This is a genomic window from Nocardia sp. SSK8 (genome assembly GCF_037034205.1).
Taxonomy (GTDB): Bacteria; Actinomycetota; Actinomycetes; order Mycobacteriales; family Mycobacteriaceae; genus Nocardia.
On record NZ_JBAGKD010000006.1, the window covers coordinates 327,832 to 341,031 of the forward strand.

The following is a 13,200-nucleotide window of genomic DNA, read 5'->3' on the forward strand; positions in this document are numbered from 1 at the left end:
CGCGGGGATCAGCCGACCGGAATCGGCTGCTTCACCGTCTCGGCGTTCTGGGTGCGCAGCTGTTCGAGCTTGGCGCCCTCGACGTCGATATCGGGCAGGACGCGGTCGAGCCACTTCGGGATCCACCAGGACCACTTGCCCATGATCACCAGCAGCGCGGGCACGATCACCATGCGGACCACGAAGGCGTCGATGGCGACACCGGCGGCCAGCGCGAAGCCGAAGGACTTGGCGGTCACATCGGTCTCCATGATGAACGAGCCGAACACCGAGATCATGATGATCGCCGCGGCGGTCACCACGCGGGCACCGTGGTGGTAACCCGAGACCATGGCGTCCTTGGGCGACTTGCCGTGCACGAACTCCTCGCGCATCCGGGTCACCAGGAACACCTGGTAGTCCATCGCCAGACCGAACACCAGGCCGATCAGCATGATCGGCATGAAGCTGACCAGCGGTTGCGGGTCCTCGATCAGGCCGAACGCGCCCTCCTGGAAGATCAGCACGGTCGCGCCGAAGGTGGCCGCCATGGAGAGCAGGAAGCCGAGCGCGGCGGTGAGCGGTACCAGGATCGAGCGGAACACCAGGATCAGCAGCACGAACGCGGCACCGGCGACGATCGCCAGGTACGGCAGGATCTTGCTGAGCAGCACGTGGTCGACATCGGCGTAGATGGCGGTGGTGCCGGTGATGCCGTACTCCATGCCGTACTGCGCCTTCAGGTCGGCTTCGGCGCCGCGGGCCTCGGCCACCAGGTCCTTGGTGTCCTGGTTGTTCGGGCCCTGCTTCGGCACGCCGTTGAGCATGACGCCCTGCTTGGACTCGTTCCACTGCGGCGCGGTGACGTAGTCCATCTGCTCGTAGGAGTCGAGCTTGTCGCGCAGCGCGGTGACCGCTTCGTCGCGCTGGGCCTCGGGCACCGCGGTGAGATCCGCGACGACCATGAGCACACCGTTGCTGCCCTCGCCGAAGCCCTCGGTGCGCAGGTCGTAGGCCTTACGCACGGTGGAGGTCGTGGGCAGGCTGTCCTCGCCGGGCAGGCCGAGGTTCAGGTTGGCCGCGGGGGCGGCCAGGGCGCCGAGCGCGAGCACCGACAGGATCAGCGCGACCCAGGGGGCCTTGCCGATCAGGCGGGCGAAGCGCTGGCCGTTGGTGACCGAGCTCTCGTCCTCGGGATCGTGCTGGGCGACGATCGGCAGCTTCGGCCGGAACAGGTACTTGCCGAAGGCGCCCATCAGCGCGGGCATCAGGGTGATGGCGGTGAGCACGGCGAAACCGGCCGCGATGGCGCCACCCAGCCCCATGAAGGTCAAGAACTGCACGCCGACGATGCCCAGCGCGCCGAGCGCGATGATCACGGTCAGACCGGCGAACACCACGGCCGAACCGGCGGTGCCCAGCGCGGTACCCGCGGCCTCTTCGGCCGAATCACGCACGGCCAGTTCGTGCTTGTAGCGCGAGACGATGAACAGCGCGTAGTCGATCGACAGCGCGATACCGATCATCGAGGCCAGGAAGGTGGTGAAGCCGGGCACCTGCATGACCGAGGTGCCGAGCATGATCAGCGAGGTGGCCGCACCGAGGCCGACGATGGCGGTGACGATCGGGACGACCGCGGCGACCAGGGCACCGAAGGCGACGACCATGACGACCAGGGCCACGCCCATGCCGATCATCTCGGACTTGCCGCTCGGCTGTTCCTGGGTCATCGCGACCGAGCCGCTGACCTCGACGGTCAGACCGGCGGCGCGGGCCTCGGCACCCACCTCGTAGGCGGCCTCGCGGTTCGCCTCGGTGACATCGGTGACGGTGTCGATGGCGAAGGGCACGTTCAGGATCGCGACGGTGTCGGGCGCGGTGTCGCTCAGCACGTTGAGCGGGGCACCCGAACACTGCGACGGATCGGGGTCGGCCAGGCAGCCCATCTTCTCGGCCATCTCGACCGGGCTCATCAGCGGCTTCTCGTGGTCGACGATGTCGAGCTCGGTGAGCTTCGCGATGAAGGCTTCGATCGCGGCGCGGTTGGCCGGGTCGGTGAGCTTCTGGCCTTCCGGCGCGCCGATGACGTAGGTACCGGCGACGGCGTCGAGCGCGAACTGCTCGGACATGCCGGGGAAGTGCTTGTCGAGGATCTCGTTGGCGCGCGCCGAGGGGAGCTCGGGCATGCTGAAGTCATTGCTCATCGGCTTGCTGAGGGCGGCGCCCGCGCCGCCCAGCAGCACGAACAGCAACAACCAGACCGGCAACACGATCCATTTACGGCGGAAAGCGAACTTTCCCCATCTGTACAGGTATACGGACACGTGCCCCGCCTCCACATCGTCGATTTATCTGCCTACCGTGCGGTAGGTAGACTACCGATCAGTTAAGTGGAGAGGCAACCTCGATTTCTTGGGGGTTGCCGCGGGCCACATCAATTGATGGGAGGATTGGCGCATGACTGCCCGAGACGCCGTCGACACCGTTTCCGCAGGTGGCGGCACCAAGCAGGCGATCCGCGATGCCGCGGTCCAGCTTTTCGCCGCCAAGGGTTTCGAGCAGACCAGTCTGCGGGAAGTCGCCGATGTGGTGGGAATCACGAAGGCCTCGCTGTACTACCACTACGCCTCGAAGCTGGACCTGCTGCTGGCGATCATCGACCCGATCATCGACCACATGCGCGACATCGTCACCGACATCGACGCCGTGCCCTACGACAACGAGGGCATCCGCGCGGTCCTGCGCACCTACCTGCGCGGCATGATCCGGCATCGCGACGCCGGTGCGCTGTGCGTGCGCGACACCGCCGCCATCGTCAACGCCATCGCCGACCGCTATCCGGACCTGATGGAACCCACCCGTGAGCTGCGGTTGTGGCTGGCCGGGCCGGAGCCGACGCAGGAGTCCAAGCTGCGCGCCTCGGCGGCCATCGAGGTGCTCGGGGTGGCGCTGCTGTCGAGTGAGCTGGCCCCCGGCGCCAGCGACGAGATGGTGGAGAAGACCCTCCTAGACGCGGCGACCTGCGTCCTGACCGCGTGCGGCACCGCGTAAGTTCGAACCCGTGCATATCACCGCCAGGGTCGATTTCGCGGTGCGAACGCTACTCGAGCTCGCCGCGGCCGACGGGGTCGTCAAGGCCGAAGCCATCGCGGCGGCCGCGCAGATTCCGCCCAAGGTGCTCGAATCGGTGCTGGCCGAGCTGCGTCGCGCCGAGCTCGTGCTGAGCAGGCGCGGACCCGACGGCGGCTACCGGCTCGGCCGGGCCGCCACCGAGATCTCGGTGGCCGACGTGATCCGCGCGGTGGAGTCGCCGCTGGCCTCGGTGCGCGGGCAGCGGCCCGAGGACGTGCGCTACCCCGGCGCGGCCGAACCATTGCAGCGGGTGTGGATCGCGCTGCGGGTCAATATCCGCGCGGTGCTCGAGAATGTCTCGATCGCCGATATCGCCGCCGACCAGCTGCCGGACTTCGTCGCGGAGCTCGTCGCCGACCCCGGCGCGTGGGTCCGGCGCGAACCGCGCACCCCCGCGGGCGCCTGATTCATCGCCTGGGCGAGGTTGTCCATAGCGCAGGTAAAAGTCGGCGGCGTCGGTGATCGGCACGCGGTAGCCTGCGACCATCATGTTGATCTCCCTGCTGCGGACCTACCTGGCCCCGTACCGCGCCCAGCTGGCCGGGGTTCTCGTACTCCAGCTGATCTCGGTCATCGCGATGCTCTACCTGCCCAGTCTCAACGCCGACCTCATCGACAACGGCGTCACCGTGGGCGATATCGGCTACATCTGGACCACCGGCCTGTGGATGCTGGCGGTGAGCTGCGTGCAGATCGTGGCCTCGGCGGCCTCGGTGTACTTCGGCGCGCAGGCGGCGATGGGCGCGGGCCGGGACATGCGCGGCGGGGTGCTGCACCGGGTGGAGACGTTCTCCGCGCGCGAGGTCGGCATGTTCGGCGCGCCCTCGCTGATCACCCGCTCGACCAATGACATCCAGCAGGTCCAGCTGCTGATCGTGATGTCGGTGACCATTCTGGTGATGGCCCCCATCATGTGTATCGGCGGCATCATCATGGCGCTGCGCGAGGACCTCGGGCTGTCCTGGCTGCTGCTCATCGCGGTGCCCGCGCTGGCCCTGGCGATGGGCACCATCGTGGCCAGGATGGTGCCGGGGTTCCGGCAGATGCAGGCGCGCATCGACGAGGTCAACCGGGTGCTGCGCGAGCAGATCACCGGCATCCGGGTGGTGCGCGCGTTCGTGCGCGAGCGTCAGGAGATCTGGCGTTTCGGGACCGCCAACCGTTCACTCACCGATGCCTCGCTGCGGGTGGGCAAGCTGATGGCTTTGATGTTCCCGACGGTGATGTTGATCAGCAATCTGACCGCCGTCGCGGTGATCTGGTTCGGTGGCCACCACGTCGACAACGGCACCATGCAGATCGGCTCGCTCACCGCGATGCTGTCCTACATCATGCAGATCCTGATGGCCGTCATGATGGCCTCGTTCCTGGCCATGATGGCCCCGCGCGCGGCGGTCTCGGCCGACCGGATCGGCGGGGTGCTCGAGACCGAGTCCTCGGTGCGGCCGCCGAAGCTGCCGCAGCCCTTCGCCGGTGACCCGGCCACCGTCGATCTGCGGTTCGCCGAGTTCGCCTTCCCCGGCGCGGAGAAGCCGGTGCTGTGTGGCATCCGATTCACCGTGGAACCGGGCACGACCACCGCGATCGTCGGCTCGACCGGGTCCGGCAAGACCACGCTGCTCAATCTGATCCCGCGCCTCATCGATGTCACCGACGGCGCGGTCTATGTGGGCGGCACCGATGTGCGACAGCTCGACCTCGAGGAGCTGCGCGCCGAGATCGGCCTGGTGCCGCAGAAGGCGTATCTGTTCTCCGGCACCATCGCGACCAACCTGCGCTACGGCAAGCCCGAGGCCACCGACGAGGAGCTGTGGCGCGCGCTCGAGGTCGCCCAGGCGGCCGATTTCGTGCGCGAGATGCCGCAGGGCCTAGACACCCCGGTCGCCCAGGGCGGCACCACTGTCTCCGGTGGGCAGCGACAGCGGCTGTGTATCGCCCGCGCGCTGGTGCGCAGGCCGCGCGTCTACCTGTTCGACGATTCGTTCTCGGCGCTCGATGTCGCCACCGACGCGCGGCTGCGCGCGGCGCTCAAGCCCGAGACCGCCGACGCCTCGGTGATCATCGTGGCCCAGCGCATCCAGACCATTCGCGACGCCGACCAGATCGTCGTCCTGGAAGACGGCGCCATGGCCGGTATCGGCACCCATGACGAGTTGATGCGGCGATGTCCGGAATACCGCGAGATCGTCGAGTCCCAGCTCAGCGCGGAGGAGGCTCGATGAGGCCCGCACCCGTTCCCGGCGCACCGGGGACCAAGGCCAAATCGTTCGGCCCGTCGCTGAAGCGGCTGCTGCGCAGACTCGCCCCCGAGCGGGTGTACGTGGGAACCATCATCGCCCTGGTGATCACCTCGGTGGTGCTCAATACGCTCGGCCCGTATCTGCTGGGCAAGGCCACCAACCTGGTGTTCGACGGGTTCGTCGGCAAGCAGCTCGAACCGGGGCTGAGCAAGGACCAGACCGTCGAGCTGCTGCGTCAGCAGGGGGAGAACACCCGCGCCGACATGCTCTCGGCGATGAACGTCATCCCGGGGACCGGCATCGATTTCGACGCCGTGCGCCAGGTTCTGCTGGTGGTGCTCGCCCTCTATATCGCGGCCGCGCTGTTCGGCTGGTTGCAGGGCTACCTGCTCAATATCGTCATCAACCGCACGGTCAAGCGGCTGCGCGACGAGGTGGAGAACAAACTGCACCGGCTCCCGCTGCGCTACTTCGACACCGCCCCGCGCGGTGACGTGCTCAGCCGCGTCACCAACGACGTCGACAATGTCTCGCAGAGCCTGCAGCAGACCATGAGCCAGCTGCTGACCTCGCTGTTCACCGTGATCGGCATCCTGATCATGATGTTCTGGATCTCGCCGCTGCTGGCGCTGATCGCGCTGCTCACCGTGCCCGCGGCGATCGTGGTCACCGCCCAGATCGCCAAGCGGTCCAAGCCGCACTTCGTCGACCAGTGGAAATACACCGGCGAGGTGAACGCCGCGGTCGAGGAGGCCTACACCGGCCACGAGATCATCACCGCGTTCGGGCGCAGCCGCGAGGTGGGCGCGGAGTTCGACAAGCGCAACCGCAAGCTCTATGACGCCAGCTTCAAGGCGCAGTTCATCTCCGGCCTGATCATGCCCGCGATCATGTTCCTCGGGAACGTGAACTTCGTGTTCATCGCGCTGGTCGGCGGTCTGCGGGTGGCCACCGGCAATCTGTCGCTGGGTGAGGTGCAGGCCTTCATCCAGTACTCGCGCCAGTTCAGTCAGCCGCTCACCCAGATCGGCGCGATGGCGAATCTGCTGCAGTCCGGCGTGGCCTCGGCCGAGCGGATCTTCGAGATCCTCGACGCCGAGGAACAGAGCCCCGACCCGCTGGTGGAGAACGCGCGCCCGGTCGATCGCGGCCGGGTGGAGTTCGAGGCGGTGTCGTTCGGGTACGAGCCGGACACACCGATCATCGAGCGGCTCTCGCTGGTCGCCGAGCCGGGCCACGTGGTCGCCATCGTCGGGCCGACCGGCGCGGGCAAGACCACGCTGGTCAACCTGCTCATGCGCTTCTACGAGCTCGACGCGGGCGCCATCACCATCGACGACGTCGATATCACCACCATCACCCGCGACCACCTGCGCGAACGCATCGGCATGGTGCTGCAGGACACCTGGCTGTTCAAGGGCACCATCCGCGAGAACATCGCCTACGGCAACCCGACCGCCACCGAGGAGGACATCCTCGCTGCGGCCCGCGCCGCCTACGTCGACCGGTTCGTGCACGCCCTGCCCAACGGCTACGACACCGTCATCGACGAAGAGGGTGGCGGGGTGAGTGCGGGCGAGAAGCAGCTGATCACCATCGCGCGCGCCTTCCTGGCCAAGCCGTCGATCCTGGTCCTGGACGAGGCGACCAGCTCGGTCGACACCCGCACCGAGTCACTGGTCCAGCACGCCACCGCCGCCCTGCGCCGGGACCGGACCAGCTTCGTCATCGCGCACCGCCTCTCCACCATCCGCGACGCGGACCTGATCGTGGTCATGGACAAGGGCCGTATCGTCGAACACGGCAACCACGAGCGTCTCCTGGAGGAGCGCGGCGCGTACTACAACCTCTACAACGCCCAGTTCGCGGCTGTGATTGATTGAGCTTGTGTTGTTGGAGCGCTGGCGCGCTCGAGGTCGCGGCCCCTGGAGGGCCGCCGGTCAGGCACCGCGGCTTGCTCCTTCGTCGCCTACGCCGCGGCGCCTGACCGGCGACCCGGCCGCGACCGGCGCTGCGCGCCGCCGCTCCTCGGGGTCGCGGGTGCGGGGCTGGGAGTGCGGTCATGGCGGACTTGGAGTGTTTCGGTGTTTTTGGAGCGCTGGTGCGCTCGGGTCGCGGCTCCGGGGGGTCGCGGGTGCGGGGCTGGGTTCGGGTGGATCGGCGGCACTGGCACGATGGGCGGGTGGCTGATTCCAGCGAATTCGCGTTCAAGGTCGGTGCCCGGCTCGAGGGTGGGCGGCACGGCCGGACCGGGGTGATCAGCACCCCGCACGGGGAGATCTCCACGCCCGCGTTCATTCCGGTGGGGACCAAGGCCTCGGTGAAGGCGGTGCTGCCGGAGACGATGAAGGAGCTGGGGGCGCAGGCGCTGCTGGCCAACGCCTATCACCTGTACCTGCAGCCGGGCTCCGACATCGTCGACGCGGCCGGTGGGCTGGGCGCGTTCATGAACTGGGCCGGGCCGACGTTCACTGACAGCGGCGGGTTCCAGGTGATGTCGCTGGGTGTGGGGTTCAAGAAGGTGCTGGCGATGGAGTCGGTCGACATCCGCTCCGATCAGGTGATCGCGGCGGGCAAGGAGCGGCTGGCCACCGTCGACGATGACGGCGTCACCTTCCGCTCGCACCTGGACGGCTCCAAGCACCGCTTCACCCCCGAGGTGTCGATGGGCATCCAGCACGAGCTCGGCGCCGACATCATGTTCGCCTTCGACGAGCTCACCACGCTGATGAACACCCGCGGCTACCAGGAGAAATCGCTCCAGCGCACGCACGAGTGGGCCCAGCGCTGCATCGACGAGCACGAACGCCTCACCCTCGCCCGCGGCCACCGCCCGTACCAGGCGCTGTTCGCGGTGATCCAGGGCGCGCAGTACGAGGACCTGCGGCGCAAGGCCTGTCGCGAGCTGGAGTCGATCCGTGGTGCGGGCGGCACCGAATTCGACGGCTACGGCATCGGCGGCGCGCTGGAGAAGCACAACCTCGGCACCATCGTCGGCTGGTGCTGCGACGAGCTGCCCGAGGCCAAGCCCCGGCACATGCTCGGCATCAGCGAACCCGAGGACATGTTCACCGCCATCGAGAACGGCGCCGACACCTTCGACTGCGTGAACCCCTCGCGGGTGGCCCGCAACGCGGCCATCTACGTCGACGAGGGGCGGTTCAACATCAACACCAGCCGCTTCCGCCGCGACTTCACGCCCATCGACGAGAACTGCGACTGCTATACCTGCGCGCACTACACCCGCGCCTATCTGCACCACCTGTTCAAGGGCAAGGAGATGCTCTCGGCGACGCTGTGCACGATCCACAATGAGCGCTTCACGGTCCGGCTGGTCGACCGGATCCGCGAGAGCATCGACGGCGGCTACTTCGACGAATTCAAGGCGGAGTTCCTCGGTCGCTGGCAGGGCCGCATCAAAGCGCCCAGCGCCTAGCAGCCTCCCGCACTACCAGCCTGCGCTCGCGATCTAAGGTGGCGCTGCGCGCCGCCGCTCCTCGGGGTCGCGGGTGCGGGGCTGGGAGTGCGGTCCGTGGCGGAATCAGTCGTGCAGTGCGTCGGCGGGGGCGGGAGCGTAGCTCGGTTCGGCCTTCTTGAGGAAGGCGATGACGCGGTAGGTGATCGGCATGACCAGGACCTCGACCAGGGTCTTCCAGACGAAGCCGACGATGACGTAGTTGACGAACGTCTGCCAGGAGTCGATGCCGATGGCGGTCGCGGCGATGGAGCAGAAGATGAGGGTGTCGGCGAACTCGCCGATCACGGTGGAGCCGATCAGGCGGGCCCACAGGTGCTTCTCCTTGGTGCGTTCCTTGATCAGCACCAGGGTGGCCGAGTTGAGCAGCTGACCCACGAAGTACCCGGCCAGTCCGGCCAGCACCAGCTGCGGGGTGGTGCCCAGGACGGTGCGCAGGGCTTCCTGGTTCTCGTAGAAGCCAGCGGGCGGGAGCTGGATGGTCACCCAGAAGCAGGCGACGGTGAGCAGCAGCGCGCCGAAGCCGGTGTAGATGGCGTGGCGGGTGGCGCGGAAACCGTAGACCTCGCTGAGCACGTCGCCGAGGATGTAGGCCAGCGGGAACAGGAAGAAGGCGCCGTCGGTGACCAGCGGCAGGATCTGCACCGGGCCCAGCGTCACCGACAGGTCGGCGAACAGCTCGACGCCCTTGGTGGCGCAGATATTGGAGATGATCAGCGTCGCGGTGAAGAACGCGACGATCACCGGATAGAACCCCCGCGCAGCCTGGGCGAATGCCGCGTGTTCCGGCGCGGGGCGCCCAGTTCCGGCGGGTTTGTCGAGCGAGTTTGCATCAGTCACGGGGTCTATCCAACCAAGGTCGCGGTACGTCATGGTCGCAGGTTGTGGAATACGCTGTACCAATGACGAATCCCGGCGATTCCGACGAGTGGTGGAAGCAGTACGGCGGCTCCGGCGTGTCGCCGGAGTCCGGCGCGCCGGGTTCGGTGCCGCAGCATCCGCAGCCGTCCCAGCCTCCGAGCTACCCCTCCGCGCCGCAGTATCCGCAGCAGCCCGCGCCGCCGCCGTCGCTGTCGAAGCAGCCGGACTATCAGCAGCCCGTGCCGCCGCCGTCGCAGCCGCAGTACCCGAACTACCAGCAGCAACCGCCCCCCGGCCAGTACCCCCAGCAGCCCGGTTACGGCGGCTACCCGGGCCCGGGCTACCAGCCCTATGGCGCGTACCCGCCGCCGCAGGGCACCAACGGCCTGGCCATCGGCGCGCTGGTGTCCTCGCTGATCGGCTTCTGCAGCTGCGGTCTGGGCTCGATCGTCGGCATCATCCTCGGGGTGATGGCGCTCAACCAGATCAAGGAGCGGGGCGGTGAAGGTCGCGGTATGGCGCAGGCCGGGATCTGGATCGGCGCGCTCGCGATCGTGGGCTGGGTGCTGTACCTGATCCTGGTGGTCGTGCTCGGCGTCGTGGGCGGACTCGACTCGAGTTCTACGTACTGATCATCGAACGAAACAGGGGCGCTTCCGGAAAATCCGGAAGTGCCCCTGTCGCTTTACGCGGGTGCTGATCAGCCCTTGACGACCTGGGTGCCGCCGGCGAGCTTGTCGTGCCAGCCCTGCTTGTTCGGGTCCTGGTTGATGGTGACCGCAATGTAGATCATCAGACCGAAGGTCACCAGACCGCCGATGCAGTAGATGATCTGCGGGATCAGGAACGCGTTGCGCTTGATGGACTGCTCGGGGGTCAGGTTGGGGGCGCCACCGGGGGCGACCACGCGCAGGCCGAGCAGCTTCTTGCCGACGGTCGCGCCCTGGGTCACCTCGAGCGCGACGTTGTAGCCCACCAGCGCGAGGGACGACAGCGCCGAGATGATGATGGCCGTGGCGAAACCGGCAGGCAGGAAGAAGTTCACGATGGCCAGCGGGATACCGACGATCAGGGCGTCGATGAAGCGCGCGCCGAAGCGGGTGCCCAGATCAGCGGGCAGCACGCCACCGAATCCCTGTGCGCCGTACTGCTGCCCGTACGCGGGCTGCTGGCCGTAGGGGTCCTGGCCGTAGGCAGGCTGCTGCTGACCGTACGGGTCGGCCGCGCCGTAGGCGGGCTGCTGGCCGTACGCCGGGGGCTGCTGCCCGTAACCCGGCTGCTGGCCGTAGCCCGGCTGCTGCTGCCCGTAACCCGGCTGCTGCTGGCCGTAGGGGTCCTGGCCGTAGCCGCCGGGCTGACCGCCCTGCGGGTACTGATTGGGGTCGTAACCACCGCTGGTCATAAATTAGTCCTCGTCATGATCTAGAGATCGGTCGATGCGTACGTTACGGACATCGGTCAGGTCGGAACAACCCGTCGGGCTCGAGTATCCACGGTTTTCCCGGGATACGGGCGGCGTCGAAAACTTCGCGGAGCTCGGCGGTCGTGCGGGCGGTGTAGCCGAGCGAAGCGGCGATCGCGGACACCACATCCTCCGGCGTGTTGCCCTTGGCGCGTTGGTCCGAAAGGGTCACCGCCCCGTCGCGTTTGGCCAGCCGTTTGCCCTCGGCGTTGAGCACCAGCGGCACGTGCGCGTAGGTGGGCACCGCGAGTCCGAGCAGCTCGGCGAGGTAGGCCTGACGTGGGGTGGACGGCAGCAGATCGTCCCCGCGAACCACCTGGTCGACGCCCTGGGCGGCATCGTCGACGACCACCGTCAGGTTGTAAGCGGGAACACCGTCGCCGCGGCGCAGCACCAAATCGTCGACGGCGCCGCGATATCGGCCGTGCAGCAGATCGACGACCTCGAACTCGGCCACCTCGGCGCGCAATCTGATTGCGGCCCGGCGGCCTTCGGCCCGGCGCCGCGCGCGCTCGGTCTCGGTGAGCTCGCGGCAGGTGCCGGGATAGGCGCCCATCGGGCCGTGCGGCGCGGTGGCGGCCTGCTGGATTTCGCGGCGGGTGCAGAAACATTCATAGGTGCGCCCCGCCGCGGTGAGTTCGGCGACAGCGGCGGCGTAGCCGGGTAGCCGCTCGGACTGCCACACCACCGGACCGTCCCAGTCGATGCCGATCGCGGCGAGGTCGGCGAGCTGGGTCTCGGCCGCGCCGGGGCGCACCCGGTCCAGATCGTCTACGCGGAGCAGGAACTCGCGTTCGGTGGTGCGGGCGAACAGCCAGGCCAGGATCGCGGTGCGCAGATTCCCCAGATGCAGCTCACCCGAGGGGCTGGGGGCGTAGCGGCCTGCTGGCATCAGCTCAGTCTAGGTGGGCTCGCGGCGCAGGCTCGGGCTCAGCTGGTCCTCGGCGATCGGCGCACCGGCGTCGAGGGCCGACAGCAGCGTGCGCGCGTGCGCGATGAGCCCGGCGCGGTCCACCTCGTGCTGCTGGGCATTCGCCGGATAGGCGTCCAGCCGCTCGCTCGCGCGGCGCAGCAGCAGCCCCGCGCCCTTGGTGTTCCCGCGCTGGATGTGGGTGATCCCGACCGCGTACTGCGCCAGGCCCTGCCAGAGCATCCGCTCGGCAACCGGCCCGTTCTTCCAGGCGGCCTCCAATACCTCGTGCGCGTTGAATGCCAAACCGTCGTCCAGCAGTTGCTGAGCGAAGGCCAGAGTTTGCTGGGGCGCCAAGTCGAGGTCGTCGGGAATTCGGGCCACCCCGGGACTGCCGGGCGGTAGCGGTCTGCCGAGTCGGTCCCTGGGGCGGTCGTTACGGGCACGACCTGCGGCGTCGCGGTCACGGGAGATCATTCCCCCATGATCCACGCCCGGCGCCGATGGTGCGCGTGGGGCGGCTGGGACGAGATGGAAATTGACGTATCACGGACCAATCACATGGAAGTAAATCCAGATGTGTCAACGGGTTCAGGAATGGGTATGAGGGCCTGGCAATGCCCCCGCAAACACGAAGCTTCGCAAGCTTGGCAAACAGATATGAGAAAGCAAATTCTCATCCGCAAACTTGCGGAAGACCTGCTAGTGTCTCTTCCGCGGGGGCAGCCCCCGGAGGCGCAAACGCCTCGATGCGCTGGTTCGTGCCGATCTGTTGCGCGCACCGTGTGGCAGTGCTGTGTCTGCCACGAAGTAACTCATCGGTCACGCCGTAAATCGGAATGTTCAACGATTCCAGGAGTAATCCCGTTCTCGATGAAGCAAAGGAGCATGTGCCGTGGAAGTTGATGTGACGGACGCTGTGTGGCGGAAGAGCACCTACAGCGGACCCGATGGGAACTGCGTGGAAGTGGCCTTTCTCGCCGGCGGCGAAGTCGCGGTCCGCGACACCAAGGATCGCGGCCGTGGTCCCGTGCTGGCCTTCGGACCGGGAGACTGGCGGGCGTTTCTAGCCGATGTCACCGCGGGAGAGTTCGCCCGCGGCTGAGCCGCGCTGTGCGCAACGAGTCGGCAGTACGGGCCC

12 protein-coding genes are annotated in these 13,200 nt (G+C 67.7%); 7 read left to right on the plus strand and 5 right to left on the minus strand.

Going from position 1 to position 13,200, the window contains the following annotated elements; genetic code table 11:
* Positions 1-8: 8 nt before the first annotated feature.
* Entirely contained in the window at positions 9-2,303 is a 2,295-nt protein-coding gene (locus tag WA675_RS14660) for an MMPL family transporter (protein WP_336084842.1), read from the minus strand.
* A gap of 133 nt (positions 2,304-2,436) precedes the next feature.
* On the opposite strand from WA675_RS14660, the gene WA675_RS14665 reads away from it, so the two are divergent.
* The 5 genes from WA675_RS14665 to tgt all read left to right on the plus strand — a co-directional run bounded on the left by WA675_RS14665 (position 2,437) and on the right by tgt (position 8,787).
* Positions 2,437-3,030, plus strand: a complete 594-nt coding sequence (locus tag WA675_RS14665) for a TetR/AcrR family transcriptional regulator (protein ID WP_336084843.1) — start codon at positions 2,437-2,439, stop codon at positions 3,028-3,030.
* A gap of 10 nt (positions 3,031-3,040) precedes the next feature.
* A complete protein-coding gene (locus tag WA675_RS14670) occupies positions 3,041-3,517 on the plus strand; it encodes an RrF2 family transcriptional regulator (RefSeq protein ID WP_336084844.1) in 477 nt (158 codons plus the stop codon).
* An 82-nt stretch (positions 3,518-3,599) separates the two neighbouring features.
* Complete coding sequence (locus tag WA675_RS14675; RefSeq protein ID WP_336084845.1) at positions 3,600-5,333, plus strand: ABC transporter ATP-binding protein; 1,734 nt, start codon at positions 3,600-3,602, stop codon at positions 5,331-5,333.
* Positions 5,330-7,234 carry an ABC transporter ATP-binding protein gene (locus tag WA675_RS14680; protein ID WP_336084846.1) on the plus strand — a complete coding sequence of 635 codons (1,905 nt, stop codon included), beginning with the start codon at positions 5,330-5,332 and terminating at the stop codon, positions 7,232-7,234. Before WA675_RS14675 ends, WA675_RS14680 begins: the two co-directional genes overlap by 4 nt.
* A 299-nt stretch (positions 7,235-7,533) precedes the next feature.
* Positions 7,534-8,787, plus strand: coding sequence for a tRNA guanosine(34) transglycosylase Tgt (tgt, locus tag WA675_RS14685; protein WP_336084847.1), 1,254 nt, complete (start codon positions 7,534-7,536; stop codon positions 8,785-8,787).
* Positions 8,788-8,892: 105 nt separating this feature from the next.
* Here the strand turns inward: tgt and WA675_RS14690 are convergent, their stop codons facing one another.
* Positions 8,893-9,675, minus strand: coding sequence for a queuosine precursor transporter (locus tag WA675_RS14690; protein WP_336084975.1), 783 nt, complete (start codon positions 9,673-9,675; stop codon positions 8,893-8,895).
* 53 nt (positions 9,676-9,728) lie between these two features.
* Between WA675_RS14690 and WA675_RS14695 the strand changes: the two genes are divergently transcribed.
* Positions 9,729-10,319 carry a DUF4190 domain-containing protein gene (locus tag WA675_RS14695; protein ID WP_336084848.1) on the plus strand — a complete coding sequence of 197 codons (591 nt, stop codon included), beginning with the start codon at positions 9,729-9,731 and terminating at the stop codon, positions 10,317-10,319.
* Positions 10,320-10,387: 68 nt separating this feature from the next.
* On the opposite strand, the gene WA675_RS14700 is transcribed toward WA675_RS14695, so the two are convergent.
* Genes WA675_RS14700 through WA675_RS14710 form a run of 3 tightly spaced genes read right to left on the minus strand, consistent with a single transcriptional unit; the run spans position 10,388 to position 12,536 of the window.
* Positions 10,388-11,089: an RDD family protein gene (locus WA675_RS14700; RefSeq protein ID WP_336084849.1), complete on the minus strand. Its 702-nt coding sequence runs from the start codon at positions 11,087-11,089 to the stop codon at positions 10,388-10,390.
* 43 nt (positions 11,090-11,132) lie between these two features.
* Complete coding sequence (gene gluQRS / locus WA675_RS14705) at positions 11,133-12,041, minus strand: tRNA glutamyl-Q(34) synthetase GluQRS (RefSeq protein WP_336084850.1); 909 nt, start codon at positions 12,039-12,041, stop codon at positions 11,133-11,135.
* A gap of 9 nt (positions 12,042-12,050) precedes the next feature.
* Positions 12,051-12,536 carry a DUF309 domain-containing protein gene (locus WA675_RS14710; protein WP_336084851.1) on the minus strand — a complete coding sequence of 162 codons (486 nt, stop codon included), beginning with the start codon at positions 12,534-12,536 and terminating at the stop codon, positions 12,051-12,053.
* Between the two features lie 418 nt (positions 12,537-12,954).
* On the opposite strand from WA675_RS14710, the gene WA675_RS14715 reads away from it, so the two are divergent.
* Complete coding sequence (locus WA675_RS14715) at positions 12,955-13,164, plus strand: DUF397 domain-containing protein (RefSeq protein WP_336084852.1); 210 nt, start codon at positions 12,955-12,957, stop codon at positions 13,162-13,164.
* Positions 13,165-13,200 lie beyond the last annotated feature (36 nt).